Origin of the sequence: Bradyrhizobium sp. 35 (genome assembly GCF_023073215.1) — a bacterium.
Classification (GTDB): Bacteria; Pseudomonadota; Alphaproteobacteria; order Rhizobiales; family Xanthobacteraceae; genus Bradyrhizobium; species Bradyrhizobium canariense_D.
On sequence record NZ_JADPJC010000108.1, the window covers coordinates 152,192 to 178,446 of the forward strand.

Genomic DNA, 26,255 nt, shown 5'->3' on the forward strand with positions numbered 1-26,255 from the left:
CCCTTTCCGAAGAGGCTAAATCTTGAAGCTTTTTGTCTGCCAGGCCTGCGGCAACGTCCTCTATTTCGAGAACCGCACCTGTGAACGCTGCGGCCATCGGGTCGCGTTCCTGCCGGAGAAGGAGACGATGTCGGCGATCGAGCCCGACGGAGAGGTCTGGGCCACGCTCGCCGACAAGGGCAGCGGACGCATGCCGTGCCGTAATGCCGAATATGATTCCTGCAACTGGCTGACGGATGCAGGTGATACCACCGGCTATTGCCGCGCCTGCCGGCATAACGGCGTCGTGCCGGATCTGTCGGATCAGGCGCAACTCGCCGGCTGGCGCGAGCTGGAGATGGCGAAGCACCGGCTGTTCTATTCCCTGATCCGCTGGAAGCTGCCGCTCCAGACCCGGCAGGACAATCCCGAACATGGCCTGATCTTCAATTTCCTCGCCGACGATCCGCAGAGCGGGCAGAAGGTCCTGACCGGCCACGACAACGGCCTGATCACGATCGCGCTGACCGAGGCCGACGACATCGAGCGCGAGCGGCGCAGGCTGGAGATGGGCGAGCCCTACCGGACGCTGCTCGGGCATTTCCGCCACGAGGTCGGGCACTATTTCTGGGACGTGCTGGTGCGCGACGGCGGCATGCTGGACGAATGCCGCGCCGTGTTCGGCGACGATTCCGCCGATTACGGTCAGGCCTTGCAGCGCCACTATGCCGAAGGCGCCCCGCCGGACTGGCAGCAGAACTACGTTTCTGCCTACGCGACCACGCATCCCTGGGAAGATTTCGCCGAGACCTGGGCGCACTATCTTCACATCGTCGACACTCTGGAGATGGCTAGCGAGTTCGGCATGGAGGTGCGGCCCAAGGTGGACCGCGACGGGGAGTTGACGGCGCGCATCCGCTTCAACCCGTACGAAGCGAGGGACGTCGAGGCCATCGTCAACGCATGGCTGCCCTTCACCTTCGCCATGAACAGCGTCAACCGCGCCATGGGCATGCGCGATCTCTATCCGTTCATCCTCTCGCCGGTCGTTGTCGACAAGCTCGGCTTCATTCACGGCGTGGTCCGGAACGTGGGCAAGGCCGGGAAGCCGTAGGCCGTCCGGGGCCTGTCAGGCCCGTTTCGGTCTTGCTTCGGTCTTGCGCTGGTACGCCAGAGGGGCCGGATTTTGACCGTTGCCTCCAGCCTATTTTGATGTACCACGGGAGCCACACGGCCCCTCCCATAGGCTCCAACGGCCAGGGAAGGGTCCCGCCCAAGGTCGAGACTCAAGAAAAGCATGTTCAAACGCATTCTGATCGCCAATCGCGGCGAAATCGCCTGCCGGGTCATCAAGACCGCTCGCCGCATGGGAGTTCAGACGGTCGCGGTCTATTCCGAGGCCGACCGCGACGCTCTCCATGTCGAGATGGCCGACGAGGCCGTGCTGATCGGCCCGCCGGCTGCGGCCGAGAGTTATCTGGTGATCGAGAAGATCGTGGAGGCCTGCCGCAAGACCGGCGCCGAGGCCGTGCATCCCGGTTACGGCTTCCTGTCCGAGCGCGAGGCGTTTCCGCGCGCGCTGGAGGCGGCCGGCATCGTCTTCATCGGCCCCAACCCGGGCGCGATCGCGGCGATGGGCGACAAGATCGAATCCAAAAGGGCTGCCGCGAAGGCAAAAGTCTCGACCGTGCCCGGCTATCTCGGCGTCATCGAGGACGCTACGCACGCGGTCAAGATCGCTGACGAGATCGGCTATCCCGTGATGATCAAGGCCTCCGCCGGCGGCGGCGGCAAGGGCATGCGCATCGCGCATTCGACCTCCGAGGTCGCCGAAGGGTTCAACCTCGCCAAGGCGGAGGCCAAGGCCTCGTTCGGTGACGACCGGGTCTTCATCGAGAAGTTTATCGTAGATCCCCGCCATATCGAGATCCAGCTGCTCGGCGACAAGCACGGCAACGTGATCTATCTCGGCGAGCGCGAATGCTCGATCCAGCGCCGCAACCAGAAGGTCATCGAGGAAGCGCCGTCGCCGCTGCTCGACGAAGCCACCCGCCGCAAGATGGGCGAGCAGGCGGTCGCACTCGCCAAGGCGGTGAATTACGACTCCGCCGGCACCGTCGAGTTCGTCGCGGGGCAGGACAAGAGCTTCTACTTCCTGGAGATGAACACGCGCCTCCAGGTCGAGCATCCTGTCACCGAGCTCGTCACGGGCGTCGACCTCGTCGAGCAGATGCTCCGCGTCGCCGCCGGCGAGAAGCTCGCCATTGCGCAGAAGGACGTCACGCTGACCGGCTGGGCAGTGGAGTCGCGCCTCTACGCGGAGGACCCGTTCCGCAACTTCCTGCCCTCGATCGGGCGTCTGGTGAAATACCGTCCGCCGGCGGAAGCGAGCCAGGACGGTATCACCGTGCGCAACGACACCGGCGTGCAGGAGGGCGGCGAGATCTCGATCCATTACGATCCGATGATCGCCAAGCTCGTCACCCACGCGCCGTCGCGCGCCGCCGCGATCGAGGCGCAGGCCACTGCGCTGGACTCGTTCTATGTGGACGGTATCCGCCACAACATCCCGTTCCTGTCGGCGCTGATGCATCATCCGCGCTGGCGCGAAGGCCGGCTCTCCACCGGCTTCATCGCCGAGGAATTCCCCAAGGGCTTTGCCGTGCGCGTGCCTGAAGGCGAGGTCGCACGGCGGCTCGCTGCGGTCGGCGCCGCCATCGATCACGTGCTCGGCGAGCGCAAGCGGCAGATCTCGGGGCAGATGGGCGGCCGCATCGTGCAGCGCGAGCGTCGCCGTGCGGTCTGGCTCGACCGCCAGGAGATCCTGCTGGAGATCGCGCGCGAGGGCGAGGCGGTCGCGGTGCGTTTCGTCAATGCTGACGGCAAGACCGGCAATGCGCATCTGTTGCTGTCGCCGTGGAAGCCGGGCGATCCTGTCTGGCAGGGCAGCATCGACGGGCATGTCGTCGCGGTGCAGGTGCGCCCGATCGCGAACGGTATCCGCCTCGCGCATCAGGGCGTCGAGGTGCCGGTCTATGTCTGGACCGAAGCGGAAGCTGCCTCGGCGCGGCTGATGCCGGTGACCACGGCTGCCGACACCGGCAAGAAGCTGCTTTGTCCGATGCCCGGTCTCGTGGTCTCGATCGCGGTGACCGAAGGGCAGGAGGTCAAGGCCGGCGAGACGCTCGCGGTGGTCGAAGCCATGAAGATGCAGAACGTTCTGCGCGCCGAGCAGGACGGCACGGTGAAGAAGATCCACGCCAGCGCCGGCGCGACGCTCGCGGTGGATGCGCTGATTTTGGAGTTTGCGTAACGTCATTGCGAGGAGCCACCGGGTCCGCGCGAAGCGCGGCCCGATGACAGGCTCCGCGACGAAGCAATCCAGTCTGTCTCTGCGGATGCATTTCTGGATTGCTTCGCTTCGCTCGCAATGACGGAGTATGCTGCGGCCTCCGTGACCTAACCGAGACATCACCATGGCCTTTCGTTCCCGCCGCGAAAAACTGCGATCGATCCTGTCGGGCGGGACGTGCGTCCATCCCGGCTCGGTCTACGACGCTATCTCGATCCGCATCGCCGAGGATCTCGGTTTCCCGCTCGGCATGTTCGGCGGCTCGGTGGCTTCGCTCGCGGTGCTCGGCGACCCCGACATCACGCTGATCACGCTCACGGAACTTGCCGAGCAGATGCGGCGGATGTCGCGTGCTGCAGCGCTTCCGGTGTTGGTCGATGCCGATCACGGCTATGGCAACGCGCTCAACGTGCGTCGCACGGTGCAGGAGCTGGAAACGGCGGGCGCCGCCGGCCTCACCATCGAGGACACGCTGCTGCCGGCTGGCTTCGGCGAAGCGAAGACGCAGCTGATCTCGCTCGAGGAGGGCGTCGGCAAGATGAAGGCGGCACTCGACGGCCGCGGCGACCCCTCGCTCGTCATCATGGGCCGCACCGGTGCGGCCTCGATCACCTCGATCGAGGATGCGATCCGCCGCGCCAGAGCTTATGAGGCTACCGGCGTCGACGCGCTGTTCTTCACCGGCATCAAGTCGCGCGCCGAGCTCGAGGCCATCGTGTCTGCGACGCGCCTGCCGATCGTGCTCGGCGGCGCGCCGGAGGAGTTGAACGTGCTCGAATACCTCGCTGGCCAGCGCGTGCGCATCGCGCTTCAGGGCCACGCGCCGATCGCGGCCGCAACGCAGGCCGTCTACGAGACGCAGAAGGCGCTACGCGACGGCACTGCGCCGAAGAATCTCAAAGGTCTCCCATCGTCGGACTTGACCAGCCGCGTCACGCGGGAGGCCGACGTCAAGGCGCGGAGCGCCGATGTCCTCGGACTGAAACAATGAGCCGGGCGATCCTCCAGGTCATGATCCGCGGCCGCGTGCAGGGGGTAGGCTACCGGGCCTGGCTCGAGTATCAGGCGACGACGTGCGGTCTCGAAGGCTGGGTCCGCAACCGCCGTGACGGCAGCGTCGAAGCGCTGTTCGCGGGGCCGCCGAAGCACGTCGCGGACATGGTTGCGCTGTGCCGCCACGGCCCGCCGTCCTCGCGCGTCGACAGCGTCACCAGCGAGACGGCCGACGTCGATGAACTGAACTTGCGCCGAGCAGGCGAGGCGTTTTCGGTGTTGCCGACGGTGTAGCTAAAGAATCACCGCGGCAGCTTGGCGATCGCTTCGCTCAATTCGTGGATCTCGTAGGGCTTGCGCAGGATCGGGAAATCGCCGCGCACGCCTGCGGCGACTTCGCTGTAGCCGGTGGCGAGCAGAATCGGCAGGCCGGGGCGGATCTGGCGGAGGTGATGGGCGAGGCTGAGCCCGTCCATCTTGCCGGGCATGACGATATCCGAGAACACGAAGTCGACGCCGTTCTTCTCGATCTCGCTCAAGGCGGCTTCGGCGTCCGCGACCCGGCGCACCTGATAGCCGAGCTGCTCCAGAAGGCCGATGCTGACGGCGGCGACGTCCGGATTGTCCTCGACCAGCAGCACCGTGCCGCTGCCTTGGAACGCCGGTTCTCCCGCCGCCTCACGCGATGGCTCGTCTTCTCCGCGCGGCAGCAGGATGGTGAAGGTCGTGCCCTTGCCGAGCGCGCTCGCGACCCGGACCGTGCCGCCGGCCTGATGGGCGAAGCCGTGCACCTGGGAGAGACCGAGGCCAGTGCCTTTTCCGATCGCCTTGGTCGTGAAGAACGGCTCGAAGATCTTGTCGAGAACGTCGGAGGGAATGCCGAGGCCGGTATCGGTGACGTCGATCGCGATGATTTCGCCCACGAGGGGGTCCTCGTCGAGCACGAGATTGCGCGCTGCGATCGTCACCGTGCCTCCGTCGGGCATCGCGTCGCGGGCATTGATGACAAGGTTGAGCAGCGCGGTCTCGAGCTCGGAAACGTCGGTCCTGATCGGCCAGACGTCGTCGCTGACGTCGAAAGCCAGGCGCACGGAGCTGCCGACGCCGGCATCGAGTACCTCGCGGATCGCCGCGATGCGGTCGGCGAAGTCGATCGCCTGCGGATTGACGCTCTGCCGCCGCGCGAAGGTGAGGAGCTGGTTGGTTAGCGCGGCGCCGCGCCTGGTAGCGGTTTCGATGGCCGAGATCGCGCGCTGAAGCTTGGCTTCGTCGTCGGCCCCTCGTTTCAGCATGTGGAGGCTGCCGCTGATGATCATCAGGAGGTTGTTGAAATCGTGGGCGACCCCGCCGGTGAGCTGGCCGAGCGCGTCGAATTTCTGGGATTCGGCGAGCTGCTTCTGCATCGCCTCGAGCTTGAGCTGGGTATTGCGCCGCTCGGTGATGTCGCGCGTGATCTTGGCGAAGCCGACCAGCTCGCCGGCCTCGTAGATCGGATCGATCACGACGCTGGCCCAGAAGAAGGTGCCGTCCTTGCGGACGCGCCAGCCTTCCTCCTCGTAGCGGCCCTTTTCCCGCGCGATGCCGAGCGCACGGGCGGGCTTGCCGTTGGCGCGGTCGGTCTCGGTGTAGAACCGGGAAAAGTGTTGGCCGAGGATCTCCCCGGGTGAATAGCCCTTGATGCGCTCGCCGCCAATGTTCCAGCTGGTGATTCTCCCGGTGGGATCCAGCATATAGAGTGCGTAGTCCGCAACTCCTTCAACTAACAGGCGGAAACTGCGTTCGCTTTCGAACAAATCCCTCTGCTGACTAGACTTCTCGACCATTCCCGGACCCTGCCTCAACGGGGGCAAACGCAGTAGGTGGCGGATTGTTCCCGGAGGTTGGAACATTTTTAGGCAACATTGCGCGTCCGTATGCAGGACGCAAGCCAGCAGACGCTCGCCCGCATTCGAGCCGGAAAGCCGTGCGCGTCAGACCGCCGCCACGCTACGGAACGTCGCCGCCACCGCACGCAGCGCCGCCAGCTTTGCGGGATCGCTGACCTTCGAATGGAGCATCACCTTTGAGCTGCCGAGTTTCGGCAGCTTGTGGGCGGGGCCGACGTCGACCAGGCCTGCCGGCGCGATCCGTCGCGCCAGCGGCGCGATTGCAAGTCCGGCGAGCGCGGCTGCAACCACGGCGGTGACGCCTCCGCCGACGAAGCGCTCACGCCATTTCAGGCCGGCCTTGTCGAGCGCGCGCACAGCGATGGCGCGGACGCCGCAGGGCGGGGCGAGCGTCGCGAGCGGCAAAGGCTGCCCCTTTGGCACGGTGAAGCGTCGTGACGCGAACCAGCCGAATTCGTCCTCGGCCAGCGTCTCTCCGCCGCGCCGGCTGCCTTCCTGGCGCACGATCACCGCATCCAGTCGGCCCGCATCATAGGCCTCCTGCATCTCGCGCGAGAAGCCGATGATGACGGCAAGCGTGAGGTTCGACGACATCGCATGCAGGCGTTCGAGCAGGGGTACCAGCTCCGGCCCCGCAGCATGGTCGGAGATGCCGAGCGAGAGCGACTGCGCGACCGAGGCCTCGCCCGATAGCGCGCGGTCATGCGCCGCGATCAGCGCGCGGGCGCGCTCCAGGAACGTCGCGCCGTCTGCCGTGAGCCGGACCGCGCGCGGCGAGCGCTCGACGAGACGTTTTCCCAGCAGCGTCTCCAGCCGTTGCAGCTTGAGGCTGACAGCCGCCTGGGTCGTGCCGAGCGCTTCGGCGGTCCGCGTGAAACTCTGGAGGTCGGCGACCAGCAGGAAGGCCTGGACGGTGGCGATGTCGAGCGTTGCTATCATTACGATTTCTTATCACTGGTATCAACAGAGATAAGATACCAAGATGTCGAGGGCGGGTCTAGCTTCTCACCAACGCCGCGCAACATCTGCGCGACATCCGAGGAGAACGACCATGCCGCTGATCACCGTGTCCTACACCACCCCACGCCAGTCGCCGCCGCTGAAGGCCGACATCGCGAGCGCCGTATCCGAGCTCACCGCAAAAATCCTGCACAAGGACCCTGAGGTCACGGCCATTATCGTGAAGTCGGTGGAGGCGAGCGACTGGTTCGCTGGCGGCAAGTCGCTCGCAGAGCAAAAGCTCGCGAGCTACTGGATCGACATTCACGTCAGCGAAGGCACCAACACCAAGGACGAGAAGGCCGCCTATCTCGCCGCGATGTTCCAGCGCATGGCCGGGATCCTGGGCCCGCTGCATCACGAGACCTATCTGCATGTCGACGAGGTCAAGGGCGACGCCTATGGCTTTGGCGGCCTGACCCAGGAGCGGCGCTACATCGCCGGCAAGCTCGAGGTTTCGCCGGAGAAGGCGTGAGGAGGGAGGCCGCGGGTGAATAACCGCACCCGCGGCCTGAACCGTTGCCAGGGATCGTCAGCTCGCTATGCGAAACTGAACTTCGTCCTTGTTCAGGAAACAGGTCTTGTCGAACAGCTTCAGGTCGAGCGGGTTCGGCAGCCTGACATCGTCCAGGTCAGGGCAGGGTTTGAGCGAGGAATCATAGGAACGGTCGATCTGCGAGATGAAGACGACGATCAATCCCTTGTCGTGCGCGAATGATTTCAACGCGCGCACCTGAACGGTGAGGTCGGGATTTTCCCGCCGCTGGTCCAGCAACTGCAGATAGTCGATCACCACGACCGTGCCGCGCGGTGCTGCGGCATGACGACGTAGTCGGCACTGATGGCGTCGGAGCAATCGACCTCGAAGAGTTTTTCGAACCCCGCCAGATCCACGCCGATCGCCCGAAAGCGATCCAGAACGTCTTTCTCGGTGTATTCGAGCGAGAAGAACGCGGCGCGGTGGCCCGACCGCATCGCCTCTACGGCAAGCCCGAGGCTCATCAGGGTCTTGCCCTGGCCGGGACGCGCGCCCACCAGCACCAGGTCACCCGGTTGGAATTGCGGGAAAAGCCGGTTGGCCGGCGTCGCCGTGGCCGCTTTCGCCGCGAGCAGGCTCCATGCGGAAAAGCCTTGCGTCGCAGCGACGCGGTCGAGCGCATCGTGCAGCGGGATGCCTACCTCGCGGGACAAGCGCTTCGCTTTTCGTTTCAGATGATAAATGGGTGCAGACAGTCTCATCGCAAAAACCTCCCATTGCGAGCTGAAGCGCAACCCCTCCTTATGCCTTGGCGCTCGAACAGTCGGTCCGATGATCAATTCGCCCGGCATGACATCTGCTTTCCCGGCGGAGGGGGGAGGCGTGGGCGACACCGGAATCGAGGGTAGCTGATTCCGGGTTTGCCGAGAATGAGGGAGACCGAAGTTAGGCCGCTGCTTCCGGCATCAGCGCCTGGGTCGGCCCGAACAGCCCCTCGAAGGCTTGCCGAAGCGCCACGTCGACATCGCTCATCGTCAGGAGCTGGCCGAGATCGACCAGCGAGGTGACGCCGTAGCGGGGATCGGCGACGCCGCAGGGCACGATGCCGGCGAAATGTGACAGCTCCGGCTCGACATTGATGGCAATGCCGTGAAACGAGACCCAGCGCTTCAGCCGGACGCCGATCGCGGCGATCTTGTCCTCGTGCTCGGGTCCCTTGTCGGGCCGCTTGACCCAGACGCCGACCCGGTCCTCGCGCCGCTCGCCACGGATGTTGAAGGCGGCGAGCGTCTGCACAATCAGCTCCTCCAGGCTCGCGACATAGGCCCGGACATCCGGCCGGCGGCGCTTCAGGTCAAGCATGACATAGGCCACGCGCTGGCCGGGCCCGTGATAGGTGAGCTGGCCGCCGCGCCCGGTGGCAAAGGTCGGGAATCGGGCATCGAGCAGGTCGGTGGTCTTGCCCGAGGTGCCGGACGTGTAGAGCGGGGGGTGCTCCAGCAGCCAGACCAGCTCCGGGGCTGCACCGGCCGCGATCGCCGCGACGCGCGCCTCCATTTCGGCGACCGCCTCCGGATAGGGCACCGGCGCGTCCGAAATCCGCCATTCCACCGGCTCGCCGGTGGAAGCGGAAAACGGCGTCAAATCGAGCTCTTGGCGGGGGTGTTGGGGCGAATTAACCATTGGCTAACCATAACCGGGTGATGATCCCAGGAGCAAATACCAGTCCCTAGTCCTAGTCTCAAGTTGCGGTGGTGCTGAAGTGCCTACTCTCGACAAAGTCACCGTGGACCTCATGGTCGTCCTCGGGACGACGACCATGCCGATCCATCAGGTATTGCGTCTTTCCCGCGGCGCCATCATCGAGCTGGACGCAACCGAGGCCGACGAGGTCAAGGTTCTGGCCAATAATTTGCCGGTCGCCTCCGGGGTCGTGCTGGTCGACCGCAACCGCATCGCGGTCGAGGTCAAGCAGATGCTGCCACGTGTCCCGGGCACACGGTAGCGGCCCGGGCAGGCGTCGCGGCCCGGGCACGCGTCGCGGCCTGGGCACGCAGTAGCGGCCGGGCAGGCGGAAAAGGCCGATCCCGGCGCAAGGAGCCGGAACTTTCCTGCCAAGCTTGTGGAATTCAGGGCCTTTGGAGGCTTGTACCCCTCTGACGGATTTGTTAGATCGGCGCCGTTGATCCGGTTGGCCTTCAAGCCTCAAGCCGGCATCCCCAAAGCGCTCGTGGCGGAATTGGTAGACGCGCTGCCTTGAGGTGGCAGTGAGTAAAATCGTGGGGGTTCGAGTCCCTCCGAGCGCACCAAGCAAACAGACACGCGAAAGATTGTTTCGCGATTTTCGGTGCCCGCCCTGTTCGCGCTGCGGACCCTGGAACGGGGCCTCCCCAAGTCTTCGATGTTCGATCTCGCGGCCGAGGGTTCGCTCCCTCGGCGCGATCGGGCATGAAGTTGCCTGGCGAAGTTCGCTATGCCCTCACGTCCGGGTTCCCTTAGTTTGCCTGCGGTCGAGACTCCGGCTCGATCTGCGTGGCGGCGGGCTTAAACACCCTCGCCGGATGGCTGAAGATCTCGAATTCGTCGCCCCGCGCTATGCCGACAAGCGTGATCCCGCTGGCTTCGGCCGTTCGGACTGCGAGCGCGGTCGGTGCAGACATGGCAACGACGACGCCGGCGCCGATCGCGGCGGTTTTTTGCACCATCTCGACCGAAATCCGGCTGGTGAGAATGACGGCGCCAGCGCGGCCGGATGCTCCTTCCGTCGCGAGAGCGCCGGCAAGCTTGTCGAGGGCGTTGTGGCGCCCCACGTCCTCGCGCACCGTCATGGTCTTGCCGACTGGCTCGAAAAAACCCGCGGCGTGAGCGGCGCGTGTCTTGTGGTTGAGGATCTGTGACTCGCTGAGGGTTGCGACGGCCGTGCTGATCTGCTCCGCCGTGAGGTTCGCTGGCTGCTCGACGCACTGAACGATCCGCCCGGCTTCCCGCAAGCTGTCGATGCCGCACAGGCCGCAACCCGTCGGCCCGACCAGATGTCGCCGGCGCTCCTTCAGGCGGCGCCCGGCGTTCGTTCGCAGCCATAGCCGCAGTTCGATGCCGTCGCGACCGGGAACGACCGTGAGCTCCTCGATCTCGCCGATGTCCCCGATGATCCCTTCGGTCAGGCTGAATCCCACAGCAAGATCGGTCAGATCGGCGGGAGTTGCCATCACAACGGCGACGGTCGTTCCGTCGTAGACGAGTGCCACGGGACATTCCTCCGCCAGCATCCGCTCATCCCGCGTTCCGCTCGACGTCAGCCGGGGCATTCTCACGGATGCCGTGGGCATGGATGCGCGATCGTGTGCGCCGGATCGAGAGCCGTGCATGGGTGTTCGTCCTACGTCGATTCATCGACGCACGAACCGGAGCAAGGTTCCGAACGCTTGGAACTTGCCATCCCATCTCGGGTTTTGCGTGCAGGGCTTGCGATTGAAGGAAACGCCATGCGGCAAAAGGCAAAGGTCGAGAACTATGATGCGCCGGCAGGCGGCTGGGGCTCGCTCAAAGCCGTTGCCAGTATCCTGACACAGGAAGAGGTCGCCATTCTCGGCAGCGAGATCCTGCTCAAGCAGAACAAGCCGGACGGATTCATGTGCGTGAGCTGCTCCTGGGCCAAGCCGGCCAAGCCGCGTCCGTTCGAGTTCTGCGAAAACGGCGCCAAGGCGACCGCCTGGGAGATTACGCGCAAGACCGTGACACCGGAGTTCTTTGCGCAACATACGCTGGCTGAACTACGAACCTGGTCCGATCATCAGTTGGAGGAGCAGGGGCGCCTGACGACGCCGATGCGTTACGACAGGGCAAGCGACAAATATCTGCCGGTCGACTGGGAGGAGGCCTTTGCGGCTATCGGCGCCGAGCTGAACCGGCTCGATCCCCGTTCGGTCGTGATGTACACGTCTGGACGTGCCTCGCTCGAAACCAGCTACATGTACCAATTATTCGGCCGCATGTACGGCACCAACAATTTCCCCGACAGCTCGAACATGTGCCACGAAACCACGTCGGTGGCGCTGCCGGAGGTGATCGGAGTTCCGGTCGGGACCGTTCTGCTGGAGGATTTCGAGACTACCGGTTGCATCTTCTTCTTCGGCCACAACACGACCACCAATGCGCCGCGCATGCTGCATCCGCTCCAGGAGGCGGCGCAGCGCGGCGTGCCGATCATATCTTTCAATCCGCTGCGCGAGCGCGGCCTGGAGCGTTTCGTCAATCCGCAAAATCCGGTCCAGATGATCGCCGGCGGCACGCGCATCAGCTCGCAATATTATCAGGTGCGGGTCGGCGGTGATGCTGCGGCGATCGTCGGGATTTGCAAATGGGTGATCGAGGCGGACGACCTCGCGCGCAAGAATGAAGCTGCGCGCGTGGTGGATGTCGAATTCATCCAGCAGCACACGGCCGGCTTCGAGGAGTTCGCCGCATTCTGCCGTACACAGGATTGGGACGAGATCGAACGGGCCTCGGGGCTTTCGCGCGGTGCGCTGCGCGAAGCCGCGAACACCTATATGGAAGCCAAGGCTGTGATCGCCAATTACGGCATGGGCATCACCCAGCACAAGCACGGCGTCGAGACGAACAAGATGATCGTCAACCTGCTGCTGCTTCGCGGCAATATCGGCAAGCCGGGCGCGGGCATTTTGCCGATCCGGGGCCACTCCAACGTGCAGGGCCAGCGCACCGTCGGCATCTCCGAGAAGACCAAGCTGGTGCCGCTCGACAAGCTTGCGGAGCTTTACGGTTTCGAGCCGCCGCGATGGGAGGGACTGTCCACCGTCGACGCCTGCCAGGGTATTCTGAAAGGCGACGTTCGCGGCTTCGTCGGCCTCGGCGGCAATTTCCTGCGCGCCGTTCCGGAGCGGTCCCTGATGGAGCCCGCCTGGTCCTGCCTGCGCCTGTCGGTGCAGATCGCGACCAAGCTCAACCGGACCCACCTCGTGCCGGGCGAGGTCACTTATCTGCTGCCGTGCCTCGGCCGGATCGAGATCGACCGGCAGGCCAGCGGCGCACAAGCGGTGTCGATGGAGGATTCCACCACCTGCATTCACGGATCGCGCGGCCAGCGCAAGCCGGTGGCCGACCATCTCCTGTCGGAGCCGGCGATCGTCGCCGCCCTGGCAAAGGCAACGTTGAAGCCCAACCCCAAGATCGATTGGGACGCCTGGGTCGCCGACTATTCGCGGGTTCGGGACGCCATCGAGCGCACCTATCCCGACCAGTTCAAGGACTTCAATGCGCGCATGTTCGAACCCGGCGGTTTTGCGCGGCCGCTCGCGGCGCGCGAGCGGAAGTGGAAGACCCCGAACGGCAAGGCCAACTTCACCGTTCCGAAGTCGGCCTTCGCGCCGCCGCGCGAGACCGACGGCGTCTATGAGCTGATGACACTGCGCGCGGACGGGCAGTTCAATACGACGATCTACGCCGAAGGCGATCGCTTTCGCGGCATCGAGGGCGGCCGCTACGTCGTGTTCATGAATCCCGCCGACATGGAGGGAGACGGGTTGAAAGCAGGAGATACCGTCACGCTGGTGACGGAGGCGGGCGACGGTGTCGAACGCAGCCTGAGCGAACTCCAAATCGTCCCCTATGGCATCCCGCGCAGGAGCATTGCGGCTTATTATCCGGAGTGCAACGTGCTCATTCCGCTCTGGCATTACGCGGAGGGCAGCAAGGTCCCTGCGGCAAAATCCATTCCGGTGCGTCTGTTCAAGGACATCCTTCCAGAGATCGTCGAGGCCGGAGAGGCTCCGATCTCGGCGTCGTGAACGCCGTGGATCACGCCCACAGGAGTGAAGGACGATGAGAGACAGCGCGTCGGACGTGACCGACATCAGCGACGCCGTTCACTTGTGCATCGACATGCAGAACATCTTCGCTCCGGGTGGCCTTTGGGAGACGCCATGGATGGCGCGAGTGTTGCCGACGATCGCCTCGATCGTTTCGCGCCATCAGGCCAGAACGATCTTCACGCGATTCATCACGCCGGAAGATCCGGAAGATCGTCCCGGACAGTGGCAGCGCTATTTTCGTCGCTGGCGCGAAGCGACCCGCAAACATCTGCCGCCATCCGGCCTCGAACTCGTGCCGGCTCTGAGCCGCTTCGTTCCGCCGGCTGCCGTCATCGACAAGCCGGCCTATTCCGCGTTCAGCAATCCTGGCCTCGCGAGCCTGCTGATCGACAAGAACGTCGGCACGGTCGTCATCACCGGGGCGGAGACGGACGTCTGCGTGCTCTCGACGGTCCTGAGCGCCGTCGATCTCGGCTTCAGGGTCGTCATCGTCGAGGATGCGCTGTGCAGCTCGTCCGACGTCGGCCATGATGCGCTGATGACGATGTATCGCACCCGCTTTCACGGCCAGGTCGATCTGATGACCGCCGAGGAATTGGCGGAGTTCTGGCGCGAGTAGGGCACGACCCGCTCAATTGACATTGTCGCCGAGCATGTTGCGGAAGGCGGCGGCGACGGCGGCAATGCCGCTGGCGCCGTGCATCAGCGCGATCTCGCCCTGTTGCTCATGGCGGATGGCGTGGGCCATCACACGCAGGCGCAGATCGCCGCGGCTAAGCCACATCTGGTCGGCCATCCTGACCGCGCCTGCGTGATGCTTGCTCATCGTCTCGACGAACACCGTGTCGAATTGGTCCGCCGGCGCGGCCTTGACCTGTCGCATCTCGGCCTGTGTCAGGAAGCCCGGCATGGCGGCACGTTCGTCCGAGCTGCAATCGGGCATCTCGGTGTCGAACCAGCTCAGCCACCACGTCTCGAAAATCCGGTTCTCGCCGGTCTGGCTTGCGACCATCAGCATCGCCAGCTTTCGCAGATGCGGGTCCTGCGCGCGCTCGGTGGCGATCCGGGCCAGCGCGATGCCCTGGGCGTGATGCGCAGTCATGTGACGGATGTAAGTCTGGTCCGCGTCCCTGTCGCGGCCCGCCCACTGCGGCTCGTAACCATGGCTGCCGAACAAGGCAGCCGCGCCGAGCAGTGCGATCAAAGCCAGCGCGCCGGTGATCCAGGCATTGGTGAAGCGAACGTCGCGCGCGGGTGCTGCTCCCCCCGTCCAGCGCAGCCGGGCAAACAGGGGGTACATCACGGCCGAGGAGCCGTGGACGAGCAGGCCGATCCAGTAGGGCTGCTGCAGCGTGAACAGCGGTTGCCAAAACGGAAACAGGGGCACCAGCACGAACCATTCCATGCTTGACGAGAACACGGCCCAGGGCAGCGCGAGCAGCAGGATCGTGAGCGGCCGCAGGTCAGCGGTCCAGCGCCCGAGCACACCGAAGAACACCAGCGCCCAGGAGAAGTCCGCCCATTGGTGGAAGGCGATCCCGGCAAGGATCGCGCTCCACGACGGCTCTGCGCTGATCGCCCAATCGCGCGCGGGAATGGCGGCGACCGTCATCCAGTCGACCGCGGCATCGCGTCCGATGCGCGCGGCGAAGAGCTGGCTGACGATGGTCGAGAAGGTGCTGCTGATCAGGCCGAGTTCGGCAGCGGCGACCCAGCGCGAGCGTCGCCGTGAGGCGCCTTCATCACCGGTGCGAATTGACTTGGAAATGGCTGACGGCGCGGCAGCGTTCACGTCAGCTGATTGAGTTTCTTCAACGGATTGAGCTCGCTCGGCTTGCTCTGTTCGTCCCGGCCGCGCTCCGCTTGCTCCTTGCCTTCCTCATGGAGATTCTGATCGCCGACGATCTCGCCGACGGCCTGTTTCGCCTTGCCGGCGATCCGCTGACCGAGGCCCTTGGTCTTGCTCATGATCCGCCTCCTGGCTCACGCCGCCACCCCGGCGCTTGAAGGGGGTGAGCGCCGGGGCTGCGGTTTCGTCTATTCAGCCTCCGGCAGGGGGGACGTCGGAGGCGTTGATGAGACTCTCTGACGCGCGGATGGTTCCTCGGCCGTCACCGTGGCTCGAGTTCGATGATCACGCCTTCATTGCCGCGGAGCAGGATGGAGGCGTCCGGCAGCGGCTCGGACGGCAGGTCGAGATGCGTCGACATCAGCAGGCGGCCGCGACCTTGCCAATGCAATTTCCGCGGCTCGGCGGCAATGTTGAGCGCGACCAGAATTTCCTTGCCGCCATCCGTCCGCCTGTAGGCAAGAACGTCGTTCTGCGCGCGTAGGGGCTCGTAGCCGCCGTGGCGCAGGCACGCGCGCTCGCGCCGCAGTCGCATCAGCGCGCGAAACAGCGCCAGGATCGAACGTGGGTCGCGCTGCTGCGCGGCCACGTTGGCCGCGCCGTCGCGCGGCTCGAGCGGCAGCCATGGATCGCCGGTTGTAAAGCCGCCGTTGCTGCTGTCATCCCATCGCATCGGCGCGCGTTCGGGATCGCGGCAAAGGCCATACCCCGGCACGAGCTTCTCGAAGGGATCGTGGACGCGGTCGGGCGGAATGGGAACGCGCTTGCGGCCGATCTCGTCGCCCATGAAGAAGAAGGGCGTTCCCCGCAGCGTCATCAGCAGCATCGCCAGCACGCGCATTTGCGGCTCGCCGATTTGGCTCGCGATCCGTTGCTTGTCGTGACCACCGATCACCCAGACCGGCCATGCATGATCCGGGATGGCGTTGAAATACGCGTCGATCGTTGCTTGCAGGGACAGCGCGTCCCATTGCGAGTCCAGCAGTGCGAAATTGAGGGGCAGATGCAGGCGCGGTCGGTCGTTGCCGTAGAAGTGGCCGATGCGGTCGGTCTTGCCTTGGACTTCACCGCACAACATCCGCCCTGGATAGCCGTCGATCACCTCGCGAATGAATTCGATGCAATCCATCGTCTCCGGCCGGTCGTCGGTAAAGACGGGCGTTTGGCGCTGCGGCGGCGGCTTGCCTTTCGCTTGCGGGTTATGCGGATTGTCGCGCAGCAGCGCGTCCTTGATCAGGACCGCGCTGGCATCGACGCGAAAGCCGTCGACGCCGCGATCGAGCCAGAAGCGCATGACGTCGGCGATCGCGGCGCGCAGTTGCGGGTTGCGCCAGTTCAGATCGGGCTGCTCGACCAGGAAGGAGTGATAGTAATATTGCCGCCGCGCCTCGCACCATTCCCAGCCGCTGCCGCCGAAGCGGCTCAGCCAGTTGTTGGGCGGGCCGCCGTTCTCGGCTGCGTCGGCCCAGATGTACCAATCGGCCTTCGCGCTGTTCCGTGAGCTGCTGCTCTCGATGAACCATGCGTGATCGTTCGCGGTATGATTGGGCACGAGATCGAGGATCACGCGGATATCCGCCGCGTGCAGGGCCTTGAGCAGGCGGTCGAACGCCTCGAGGCTGCCGAACGCAGGATCGATCGAGCAGTAGTCGGAGATGTCGTAGCCGAGGTCGCGAAACGGGCTCTTGTAGACCGGCGTCAGCCACACCGCGTCGACGCCGAGCCATTTCAGATAGTCGATGCGGGATGTCAGGCCGGCGAGATCACCCTTGCCGTCGCCGTCCGAGTCCTGGAACGAGATCAGTGCGATTTCGTAGATGACGGCGGATTCCCACCACGCACCTTCGTTACGGGACGCTTCGCTCATTGTCTTGCATCACCTCGTCGCGCGTTCTCAGGTCCGTTCCGTCGCGGCGTGCGCTGCGATCTGCTTGGCCGCGGTTCGGGCGCTCTCGATGCCCTTGGGAAAGCCGCTGCGGTTCGGATACAGCTTGCGCCGTGCGTCGCGCTGCGGCCGCTGCGGCTTGGTGTCCTGCGCGGCGCGGTAATCGAGCATCGCGATGCCGCCGACCATCAGCAGCGCCAGCGCGATATTGCCCTTTTTGGGATTGTCCGCGGTCAGCCCCGAGAGCAGCGCGGCGGCATCGAGGCCGTCGCCGCCGACGCGGGCCCACAGGCCGGCGTTCTTCTCGACCGAGAGCGTCATGACCCCGGCCAGGATCTCGCGCAGGCCGAAGGTGCGGACCAGCGTCTCATGGCCCTCCATGCCCAGCGTTTCCGTGACGCGCCGCGGCGCGAAGAATTCCACGACGCCGAGACCGATGCTGAACCAGCCGAGCGCACGGGCGAGCTGGTCTTCGGGCCGCTTCAGGCTCGGGCCGCCCTCGACGATTTTCGGGTCGCCCTTGGTGCGAACGATGTTGGAGAAATGAAACATGGGTCTTGCTCCTCAGGGCTTCAGCACGACCTTGACGCAGGAGTCGCGCTTGTCGCGAAACACCTGGTACATCTCGGGGCCTTGGCTAAGCGGGACGGTGTGGGTGATGACGAAGGACGGATCGATCTGACCTTCCTCGATGCGATGGAGCAGGTCGTCGGTCCAGCGGTTGACGTGGGTCTGGCCGGTGCGCATCGTCAGGCCCTTGTTCATGAAGGCGCCCATCGGCAGCATGTCGGAGAATCCGCTGTACACGCCTGCCACCGAAATGATGCCGCCGGGCCGGCAGACATAGATCATCTCGCGCAGCACATGGGGCCGGTCGCTCTCCACCATGACCATCTGCTTGGCGCGGTCGAGCAGCGTGTCGGGCAGGGAAGCCATCACATGCGACTCCATCCCGACGCAATCGATACATTTTTCGGGGCCTCTGCCGTCGGTGAGCTCCTCGAGCCGCTCCAGGACGCTTTCTTTTTCGAAGTTGATGGTGGTGGCGCCGCCGGCTTCGGCCATGCTGAGCCGTTCGGGCAGGCAATCGATCGCGATCACCTGGTTGGCGCCGAGCAGGATGGCGCTGCGGATCGCCATCTGCCCCACGGGACCGCAGCCCCAGATCGCGACCGTGTCGGTCGGCTCGATGTCGCATTGCACGGCGGCCTGCCAGCCGGTCGGGAAGATGTCGCTGAGAAACAGCAACTGCTCGTCGGGAATGCCCGCGGGCACCTTGATGTGCGTGGCGTCAGCGAACGGCACGCGCAAATATTCGGCCTGGCCGCCGGGATAGCCGCCGGTCAGGTGCGTATAGCCGAACAGGCCGGCGCCCGAATGACCAAACGCTTTTTCAGCGAGATGACTCTTGCGATTGGTGGTTTCGCAAACCGAGAAATTGCCACGCTTGCACTGGTCGCATTCGCCGCAAATGATTGTGAAGGGCACGACGATGCGGTCGCCCTTCTTCAGCTTGCCGTCGACGCCCGAGCCGACCTCGACCACTTCGCCCATGGTCTCGTGGCCCATGATGTCCCCGGGCAGCATGCCCGGAATGTAATTGTGAAAGAGGTGCAGGTCCGAGCCGCAGATGGCGCAGCTCGTGACTTTGATGATGGCATCCCGCGCGTCCTGAATTTCCGGATCGGTAACGGTGTCGCAGCGTATGTCTTCCTTGCCGTGCCAAACCAGCGCCTTCATCTCTTTTCTCCCGAGCTACGAGGCAACCAAGTCGAACAACGAACGATGGTTGCTATTCCACAGTGCAAAATCTTTGCGCCGCACCAGCGTGCGTCCCCGATAGGAACGAGCGCGCATTGCGGTGATTGGAGCGTCATCAATCCCCCTCGAGGATTAGCGAAGGATACGCTCATGCCCGCCAATCAACTCGCCGTCGTCACCGGCGCCTCCACCGGCATCGGGCTGGAACTCGCCAGATGCTGTGCCCAAGCAGGTTTCAACCTTGTCATTGCGGCGGACGAGCCCGAGATCGAGAGGGTGGCCGTCGATCTGCGCAGGCTCGGCAGCAGCGTCGAACCGGTGCAGGCCGATCTCGCCACCACCGAAGGCGTCGACAAGCTCTGCGCCGCGGTCGGCGACCGGCCGATCGACGCGCTGCTGGCCAATGCCGGCGTTGGTCTTGGCAAGGCCTTTCTCGACCAGGATTTTGCCAGGATCAAGCACCTCGTCGACACCAACATCACCGGCATGCTGTATCTCATCCATCGCGCCGGCAACGCGATGCTTCGCCGCAATTCGGGGCGCATCCTGATCACGGGCTCGATCGCGGGATTCACGCCGGGCAGTTTTCAGGCGGTCTACAACGCCAGCAAGGCGTTTCTTGATTCATTCTCATTCGCGCTCCGCGAGGAGTTGCGCGACAGCGGCGTCACCGTCACCTGCCTGATGCCTGGCGCCACGGAAACGGAGTTCTTCCGCCGCGCCGACATGATGGATACCAAGGTCGGCACCGAGCCGAAGGACAGTGCCTACGACGTGGCGAAGGCCGGCTTCGACGCCATGTTGCGCGGGGAGTCCGACATCGTGACCGGAATGAAGAACAAGATCCAGACCACGATCGCCAACGTCACGCCGAACGAGATGCTGGCCAAGCAGCATCGCAAGATGGCGGAGCCGGGCACGGCGAAGTCGTAGAACGATACCGTCGCAATCTAAGCTAACCAGTGCGGCGCGGACCGATAAGGAGGACGCCGATTCACATAGCCTAATGCGCAAAGCTCCCCGCGCCGTCAGACTGGTTCGGCTGGAAAAAGGGGGCTGTGATGCCGATGGATCGCGTCGAACAGGCCTTTGTCGCAACGGCAATCACGGGTTTTCTCGTCATGATGGCGGCGATCGTCTGGATGATGATGGGTTGATGACCGGGAGGGCTGCTGATTTGCGGATCGCGTTGCCCTATGCTGCGGTGCTTCTGTGTCTGGCGGTGACCGCCTGGCTCGCTTTCGCGCATCTGTTCTGATCGCCGTCAGGCTCGGCCGTGCGGATCGGCGATCAGCGCCGCCAGCCTCTGTGCCATCGCAGGCATATCGATCGGTTTCTCCAGGATCGGCACGTCGTGGAATTCCGGACTGATCGTGACCTTGTCGTATCCGGTCGTGAAGAGGAAGGGGACGTTCCGTGCCTTCAGTTCGCGCGCGACCGGAAAGATCATCTCGCTGCGGATGTTCACGTCGAGCACGGCGGCATCCAGAACACTGCCGTCGTGCAGGATACGGAGTGCGTCGTTGAGATCGCCCACCGGGCCCGCGATGTCTGCGCCGAGCGCGCGACATGCTCTGCCAATGTCGTCGGCGAGAAAATATTCGTCCTCGACAATGAAGATGCGTCGCCCGCTGAGCGCCGACTCTGGACCTGACGATCGAGGCGACATCGCCATGGTGCCTTCCACCCCTTCGTTGCCGGTTCATAGGAACATAGGGCGGTGACCCGCCTTGGTACAAACGAATACAACCGATAGTGGGTTCCATGAGCAACCGCGACATCATCGTCATAGGTGGCTCGGCCGGCGCGACCGCGCCGCTGAAGCAGATCCTGGGCCGGCTGCCGCCGGATCTGCCCGCGGCGGTGTTCATCGTGCTGCACATCCCGGCGCAGGGCATCGGCATTCTCTCGACGGTGGCCAGCAGCGCCGGTCCGCTCCCGGTCCGGCAGGCCGAAAACGGCATGAAGATCGAGCCAGGCCGGGTTTATCTGGCCGCACCGGACCACCATCTGCTGCTGTCCGAGGATCGCGTATTCCTCGGGCGCGGCCCGCGCGAGAACATGGTCCGGCCGGCCATCGATGCCTTGTTTCGCTCGGCCGCCATCAATTACGGCCCACGTGTGATCGGTGTGCTGCTCAGCGGCCTGTTGTCGGACGGTTCGGCCGGTCTCAACGCCATCAAGCGTTGCGGCGGGATTTCGGTGGTTCAGGACCCCTCGGATGCCATCGCCGATGAAATGCCAAGGAGCGCCCTCGAGGCGACCATCATCGATCTTTGCGTTCCCGGCGCCGGAATGGGCGACGTGCTGTCTGATCTCGCCAGGGAGGCTGCCGGCGCCGCACTGCCGATCCCGCCGGAGATCCGGCTCGAGGTCGAGATCGCGGCCGGCGAACGGATCGGCAGTGACCGTCTCGTCTCGATGGCCGATCCGGTTGCGCTGACCTGTCCGGCCTGCGGGGGCGTCCTGTCCGAGATGAAGGAATCGCACCCGATGCGCTTCCGTTGCCAGGTCGGTCACGCCTTCGCCGCCGACGTCCTCGCAAAAGAGCAGGAGGGGCAAGTGGATGAAGCCCTGCGGGTCGCACTGCGCATCATCGAGGAGCGGGCCGAGCTGGTGCAGCGCATGGCCGCCGACGGACGGCGCAACGGCCGGCCGGCGGTGGCCGAGATGTACCAGGCGCGCGCTGCCGAATATCGCGAATATGCCGACATGATCCGGCGCGTTGTGCTAAAGTCGCTCGATCCTCCCATTCGCAAGCGGGAGGCTTGAGGGTCGCGATGGCCATTTCCCTCGCCGAATGGACCGAGCAGCTCGATACCGAGCGCCGCCATCTGATCAAGGCCGATCGGGATATCGAGGAGGGTTCGCGGCGCATCCTCGATCAGGAGGCGCGCATCCGCGAGCTCAGTGCCGGCGGCCACGACGCGGGCCAGGCGGAACGGTTGGTCGAGGCGCTGAAGCAGACCCTCACGGAATGGCTGCGCCATCGCGTCCTGATCGAGCAGCGGATCGCCTATCTTCGGCAGCAAGTCGGTCCGGAGTGATCTGGGGGCGTTGGCAGGCCACCCAAGCTCAATGCCTAATGCCCAATGCTCGCTGTACGGAACGCAGCGTGACGTTTCCGCCTTGCACCTGTTGGGATAATATCAATTCTGCTATTTGCGGCGAGCGGGCGTCCTCTGGTTCCCGTCAATGAATGAGAGCTACCGAGACCATGCATGAAATCGGCGACCAGTCGGTCGAAAGAGAGCGCCAGACCAGGTCTCCGCTGATCATCGGGGTGGGCGCCGCGCCGACAGCTCTGGATAGCGTCGAGCGGTTCTTTTCCAGGCTGACCGTAAGCGCCGACCAGGCCGTCGTGCTCGCATTCCAGCATCATGAGGCCCTCGACGAGCCGCGGCTGCGCCAGATCGTGCGAAATTCCCACGGTGGCAAGATTTCCGACGTCGGCAACGGCCAGACCATCGAGGGTGGCACGATTTATCTGTGCCCGCCGGCGATGATCACGACGATCCAGGACGGTCGCTTCGGCGTCCGCCCGGCCGAGCAGGCGCCCGGCGAGCGGGCGACGATCGACAGCTTCCTGGTGTCGCTGGCGGAAGAACGCGCCGAGCAATCGATCGGCGTGATCCTGTCCGGCATCGGCGGCGATGGCACGTTGGGTACCGCGACACTGAAGGACCACGGCGGCCTTGCCATCGCCGAAAAAGGCGCGAGCGACGACGCGGATCATCTGAAGGACGCCGATACGCCGGCGGCGATCGCCGACTACGTGCTGACCGCCGAAGACATCGCCGAGCACATCCAGGTCTATGCCCGTCATCTGCGGCGGCTGGAGGAGAAGCAGGGGTTCGATGAGGTGCTGGCCGCTGCAGCGACCTCGCTGTCGCGCATCGCCGACATCCTGCGCAGCAAGACCGGCAATGATTTCCACGGCTACAAGCAGAACACCTTCCTGCGTCGCGTGCAGCGGCGGATGCAGGTGGTCCAGATCGGCGACATTTCCGCTTACGTCGATTTCCTGCGCAACGACCAGGACGAGGCGCAGCACCTCTTCAACGACCTCTTGATCGGCGTCACCGAATTCTTCCGCGACAAGCGTGAATTCGAGGTGCTGGAGAACCAGATCGTCCCGAAGCTCTTCGAAGGCAAGGACGCGAGCCAGCAGGTTCGCGTCTGGGTGCTCGGCTGCGCAACCGGCGAGGAGGCCTATTCGATCGCTATCCTCCTGCGCGAGTACATGGCCAAAATGGACTCGCCACCGCAGGTTCAGATCTTCGCGACCGACATCGACGGACGGGCGCTGGCGGCTGCGCGCGTCGGCCGCTATCGCACCAAGATCGAAGCGGAGATGACCGGCGAGCGCCTGGCGCGCTGGTTCGTGCGCGAAGGTGACACCTATTGCGTGGTCAAGGAGCTGCGCGAGATGTGCATCTTCTCGCAGCACAACGTGATCAAGGACGCACCGTTCTCCAAGCTCGATCTCGTCTCCTGCCGCAACCTGCTGATCTACCTCAATGCCGAATTGCAGAACCGGGTGATCCCGTTATTCCACTTCGCCCTTCTGCCGGATCGGTTCCTGTTCCTCGGCAATTCCGAGAACGTCACGCGGCATCCAAAACTGTTCGTACCGGTCGACCGCCGCGCCCGCATCTTCAAGAAGCTCGAGACCGGAACCCGGCTGCCGCCGGAATTTCCGATCACGACCGCCGCGGGGAGGGCAAACCTCGAGATAGCGCCGGCGCGCTCCTTCCGCCCTGATATCGGGCTGGAGCGTCGCGCGCAGCGGATCGCGGAGCGCTATGCGCCCGCCTATGTCATCGCCGACAGCAACTTTCAGGTCCTGCACTTTTCCGGGCGCACCGGACGCTACATCGAGCCGACGGCAGGCGCCGCCACGCTCGATCTGCTCCAACTCGTCCACCGCGATCTCCGCCTGGACCTGCGGGCGGTGCTCAGCCGCGCGGCGGAGACCAACGAGCCCGCCCATGCCGAACAGGTGCAGCTCGGCGCCAACGGCCAGCACATTCCCGTCGACATCACGGTGGAGCCGATCCAGGAGAGCGGCAGCGGCGATCGCAATTTTGTCGTCCTGTTCAAGGACGGCCCGGTGCGCGCCATCGATGCCGGCGCAGGCAAGCCCAATGCGTTGGTGCAGACCGAGCATGTCGAGCGTATCGAAGGCGAGCTGCGGGCGACGCGGGAGCGCCTTCAGGCGACCATCGAAGAGCTCGAAAGCACCAATGAGGAGCTGAAGTCCTCGAACGAGGAATACCAGTCCCTCAACGAGGAGCTCCAGTCCGCGAACGAAGAACTCGAAACCTCGCGCGAGGAATTGCAGTCGGTCAACGAGGAGCTGACCACCGTCAACGGCGAGCTTGCTCACCGCGTCCAGGAATTGACGCGCGCCACCAGTGACCTCCGGAATTTCCTGGAGAGCACGCAGATCGCGACCGTATTCCTCGACAACGAGTTGCGCGTGATGAACTTCACGCCGGCGATCACGCAAATTCTGCATCTCGTAGAAACCGACATTAGCCGGCCCATCGCGCACATCAAGGCGCGCGTCCCGATCGAGGACCTCTATGACGACGTTCGCAGCGTGCTGCGGACGCTTGCCAGCGCCGAGCGCGAGCTGAGGGCGCCGGACAGCGGCACGCGCTACATCGTGCGAATCCTGCCCTATCGCAGCATCGAAAACTTCATCGCCGGGGTCGTGATCACCTTCGTTGACATCACCGCCATGACCCGCGCCGAGGAGCGGCAGCGCCTGCTGCTGGCCGAGCTCCAGCATCGGGTCCGCAACACGCTCGGCGTGGTGCGCTCGATCGCCCGTCGCACGGCCGATACGAGCTCGACGGTCGAGGAGTTTGCCTCTCATCTCGACGGCCGGCTCAACGCTTTCGCCCGTACCCAGGCGCTGGTGACCCGCGATCCCGAGGGCGGCGTCGATCTCGAATACCTCGCCGTCGAGGAGATGCTGGCCTATAATGCCAGGGAGGGCGAGCAGGTACGTGTCAGCGGTCCCCCGGTGCGTTTTCAGTCGAAGGCAGCGGAAACCTTTGCCCTTGCCATTCACGAGCTCGCGACCAACGCACTCAAATACGGCGCCCTGAGCCGGCCGACCGGTCGCATCGAGATTTCCTGGCGCCTCGAGCAGGGCACCGACCCGGCGGAGCTGGTGTTCGAGTGGCGGGAGCGCGGTGGGCCGCCGGTTGCGCCGCCGCCGCACAAAGGATTTGGGACCGAGCTTCTGGAGCGCACACTCGCGTTCGAGTTCAAGGGGCAGACCAGGTTGGCATTCAGTCCCAAGGGATTGGAATGCACGATCACCATTCCCCTCAGCAAGCGGGCGTTTCATACACCGGCGGTGGCCAGCTGATGCCCTTGTCGACGCTAGATCGCAGCCAGGTGGACCCGGTCATTCGCCGGCTGAACGTGCTGAGGCCGCTGTCGACGGAGGCCCGCACCTCGCTCGAATATGCAATGCTCGAGGGAATCCAGCGCGCAGGAGCGGGCGAGGATCTGATCTCGGAGGGCGATCCGGTCGACAGCGTGCGCCTCGTGCTGTCGGGCTGGCTCTGCCGCTACAAGACGCTCGAGGACGGGCGGCGCCAGATCGTCAATTTTCTCTTTCCCGGCGAAAGTTGCGACGCGCACGCGTTCCTGTTGTCGGTGATGGATCATTCCATCGCGGCGATGACGCCGGTCGTCTACACCGAAATCAAGCGCGCGCGGTTCGAGAGTCTGGTGGCGAGCGACCGCGCGCTGGCGGAAGCGTTCTGGTGCGAGACGCTTGTCAACAACGCGATCCAGCGCGAATGGGCCATCAATCTCGGCCGCCGGGTGGCCTTCGAACGCGTGGCCCATCTGTTCTGCGAAATCATCGAGCGGCTGCGTCCTGTCGGCATGGTCGAGGGCAATTCCTGCGTGATGCCGGTGACGCAAATGGATCTTGCGGACGCCACCGGCCTGTCGGTGGTCCATCTCAACCGCACGGTTCAGGAGTTGCGTGCTTCCGGTCTGATCGTGCTGCGCGATCGCACGCTGACCATCACCGATCTCGATGCGCTCAAGGACGCGGCGCTGTTCTCGCCGAGCTATCTGCAACTCTATCGACGGAGCTAAGCGTTTGCTCGGTTGGGGGACGGTCGTACTTGATCCAGGTTAGCGTTCGCGAATGTTTTTTGAGCGGATGGCTGGTTTTGAGTAATTGACGTAACTTACGTAAAGGCAGTT

The 26,255-nt window shown here is 64.5% G+C and carries 23 protein-coding genes, 1 tRNA gene and 1 pseudogene; 14 read left to right on the forward strand and 11 right to left on the reverse strand.

All coding sequences use genetic code 11. The annotated features are described in order from the left end of the window. Positions 1-22 precede the first annotated feature (22 nt). From IVB36_RS22130 to IVB36_RS22145, 4 genes are all read left to right on the forward strand, one after another. Complete coding sequence (locus IVB36_RS22130) at positions 23-1,093, forward strand: putative zinc-binding peptidase (protein WP_085384458.1); 1,071 nt, start codon at positions 23-25, stop codon at positions 1,091-1,093. 183 nt (positions 1,094-1,276) lie between these two features. Beyond that, entirely contained in the window at positions 1,277-3,292 is a 2,016-nt protein-coding gene (locus tag IVB36_RS22135; RefSeq protein WP_085384457.1) for an acetyl/propionyl/methylcrotonyl-CoA carboxylase subunit alpha, read from the forward strand. A 163-nt stretch (positions 3,293-3,455) separates the two neighbouring features. Beyond that, positions 3,456-4,322: an isocitrate lyase/PEP mutase family protein gene (locus IVB36_RS22140; RefSeq protein ID WP_018455234.1), complete on the forward strand. Its 867-nt coding sequence runs from the start codon at positions 3,456-3,458 to the stop codon at positions 4,320-4,322. Further along, entirely contained in the window at positions 4,319-4,618 is a 300-nt protein-coding gene (locus IVB36_RS22145) for an acylphosphatase (protein ID WP_007603158.1), read from the forward strand. Before IVB36_RS22140 ends, IVB36_RS22145 begins: the two co-directional genes overlap by 4 nt. Positions 4,619-4,626: 8 nt before the next feature. Here IVB36_RS22145 and IVB36_RS22150 read toward each other — a convergent pair whose 3' ends face one another. Further along, entirely contained in the window at positions 4,627-6,147 is a 1,521-nt protein-coding gene (locus IVB36_RS22150) for a PAS domain-containing sensor histidine kinase (protein WP_247392983.1), read from the reverse strand. A 147-nt stretch (positions 6,148-6,294) separates the two neighbouring features. Beyond that, complete coding sequence (locus IVB36_RS22155; RefSeq protein WP_247336146.1) at positions 6,295-7,149, reverse strand: LysR substrate-binding domain-containing protein; 855 nt, start codon at positions 7,147-7,149, stop codon at positions 6,295-6,297. A gap of 112 nt (positions 7,150-7,261) precedes the next feature. Between IVB36_RS22155 and IVB36_RS22160 the strand changes: the two genes are divergently transcribed. Continuing rightward, the gene (locus tag IVB36_RS22160; RefSeq protein WP_018455230.1) at positions 7,262-7,684 is read left to right on the forward strand and encodes a 4-oxalocrotonate tautomerase family protein; all 423 of its coding nucleotides are present in this window, start codon (positions 7,262-7,264) and stop codon (positions 7,682-7,684) included. A 57-nt stretch (positions 7,685-7,741) separates the two neighbouring features. Here the strand turns inward: IVB36_RS22160 and IVB36_RS22165 are convergent. Further along, positions 7,742-8,448 (reverse strand): annotated as a pseudogene (locus IVB36_RS22165) (DNA helicase). Between the two features lie 184 nt (positions 8,449-8,632). Then, positions 8,633-9,370, reverse strand: coding sequence for a lipoyl(octanoyl) transferase LipB (gene lipB, locus IVB36_RS22170; RefSeq protein ID WP_247370551.1), 738 nt, complete (start codon positions 9,368-9,370; stop codon positions 8,633-8,635). A 79-nt stretch (positions 9,371-9,449) separates the two neighbouring features. Between lipB and IVB36_RS22175 the strand changes: the two genes are divergently transcribed. Further along, on the forward strand, positions 9,450-9,692 hold the full coding sequence (locus IVB36_RS22175; protein ID WP_085351347.1) for a FliM/FliN family flagellar motor switch protein: 243 nt from the start codon (positions 9,450-9,452) through the stop codon (positions 9,690-9,692). Between the two features lie 219 nt (positions 9,693-9,911). Beyond that, positions 9,912-9,996 (forward strand) — tRNA-Leu (locus IVB36_RS22180). 186 nt (positions 9,997-10,182) lie between these two features. Here the strand turns inward: IVB36_RS22180 and fdhD are convergent. After that, positions 10,183-11,055 (reverse strand): formate dehydrogenase accessory sulfurtransferase FdhD, encoded by an 873-nt coding sequence (gene fdhD / locus IVB36_RS22185; protein WP_345956887.1) that lies wholly within the window; start codon positions 11,053-11,055, stop codon positions 10,183-10,185. Positions 11,056-11,172: 117 nt separating this feature from the next. Between fdhD and IVB36_RS22190 the strand changes: the two genes are divergently transcribed. Next, entirely contained in the window at positions 11,173-13,494 is a 2,322-nt protein-coding gene (locus IVB36_RS22190) for an FdhF/YdeP family oxidoreductase (RefSeq protein WP_204511421.1), read from the forward strand. Positions 13,495-13,528: 34 nt separating this feature from the next. Then, positions 13,529-14,137: an isochorismatase family cysteine hydrolase gene (locus IVB36_RS22195; protein WP_018455224.1), complete on the forward strand. Its 609-nt coding sequence runs from the start codon at positions 13,529-13,531 to the stop codon at positions 14,135-14,137. 12 nt (positions 14,138-14,149) lie between these two features. Here IVB36_RS22195 and IVB36_RS22200 read toward each other — a convergent pair whose 3' ends face one another. From IVB36_RS22200 to IVB36_RS22220, 5 genes are all read right to left on the reverse strand, one after another. Beyond that, positions 14,150-15,310, reverse strand: coding sequence for a DUF305 domain-containing protein (locus tag IVB36_RS22200; RefSeq protein WP_247370554.1), 1,161 nt, complete (start codon positions 15,308-15,310; stop codon positions 14,150-14,152). Beyond that, the gene (locus IVB36_RS22205; RefSeq protein ID WP_085351350.1) at positions 15,307-15,486 is read right to left on the reverse strand and encodes a CsbD family protein; all 180 of its coding nucleotides are present in this window, start codon (positions 15,484-15,486) and stop codon (positions 15,307-15,309) included. Before IVB36_RS22205 ends, IVB36_RS22200 begins: the two co-directional genes overlap by 4 nt. Positions 15,487-15,629: 143 nt before the next feature. Beyond that, a complete protein-coding gene (locus IVB36_RS22210) occupies positions 15,630-17,234 on the reverse strand; it encodes an alpha-amylase family glycosyl hydrolase (protein WP_085351351.1) in 1,605 nt (534 codons plus the stop codon). Positions 17,235-17,261: 27 nt separating this feature from the next. Further along, positions 17,262-17,804: a hypothetical protein gene (locus IVB36_RS22215; RefSeq protein WP_018455219.1), complete on the reverse strand. Its 543-nt coding sequence runs from the start codon at positions 17,802-17,804 to the stop codon at positions 17,262-17,264. 12 nt (positions 17,805-17,816) lie between these two features. After that, positions 17,817-18,992, reverse strand: a complete 1,176-nt coding sequence (locus IVB36_RS22220; RefSeq protein ID WP_085351352.1) for a zinc-dependent alcohol dehydrogenase — start codon at positions 18,990-18,992, stop codon at positions 17,817-17,819. A gap of 171 nt (positions 18,993-19,163) precedes the next feature. Between IVB36_RS22220 and IVB36_RS22225 the strand changes: the two genes are divergently transcribed. Continuing rightward, complete coding sequence (locus tag IVB36_RS22225) at positions 19,164-19,946, forward strand: SDR family NAD(P)-dependent oxidoreductase (RefSeq protein ID WP_247370556.1); 783 nt, start codon at positions 19,164-19,166, stop codon at positions 19,944-19,946. A 331-nt stretch (positions 19,947-20,277) separates the two neighbouring features. On the opposite strand, the gene IVB36_RS22230 is transcribed toward IVB36_RS22225, so the two are convergent. Next, on the reverse strand, positions 20,278-20,688 hold the full coding sequence (locus tag IVB36_RS22230; protein WP_083926391.1) for a response regulator: 411 nt from the start codon (positions 20,686-20,688) through the stop codon (positions 20,278-20,280). An 89-nt stretch (positions 20,689-20,777) separates the two neighbouring features. On the opposite strand from IVB36_RS22230, the gene IVB36_RS22235 reads away from it, so the two are divergent. The 4 genes from IVB36_RS22235 (at position 20,778) to IVB36_RS22250 (ending at position 26,144) form a co-directional block, all read left to right on the forward strand. Beyond that, complete coding sequence (locus IVB36_RS22235; RefSeq protein WP_018455214.1) at positions 20,778-21,785, forward strand: chemotaxis protein CheB; 1,008 nt, start codon at positions 20,778-20,780, stop codon at positions 21,783-21,785. Between the two features lie 8 nt (positions 21,786-21,793). After that, a complete protein-coding gene (locus tag IVB36_RS22240; protein ID WP_018455213.1) occupies positions 21,794-22,060 on the forward strand; it encodes a hypothetical protein in 267 nt (88 codons plus the stop codon). 170 nt (positions 22,061-22,230) lie between these two features. After that, complete coding sequence (locus IVB36_RS22245; protein WP_247392984.1) at positions 22,231-25,398, forward strand: CheR family methyltransferase; 3,168 nt, start codon at positions 22,231-22,233, stop codon at positions 25,396-25,398. Further along, complete coding sequence (locus IVB36_RS22250; protein WP_018455211.1) at positions 25,398-26,144, forward strand: Crp/Fnr family transcriptional regulator; 747 nt, start codon at positions 25,398-25,400, stop codon at positions 26,142-26,144. The genes IVB36_RS22245 and IVB36_RS22250 overlap by 1 nt, the downstream gene beginning before the upstream one ends. Positions 26,145-26,255 lie beyond the last annotated feature (111 nt).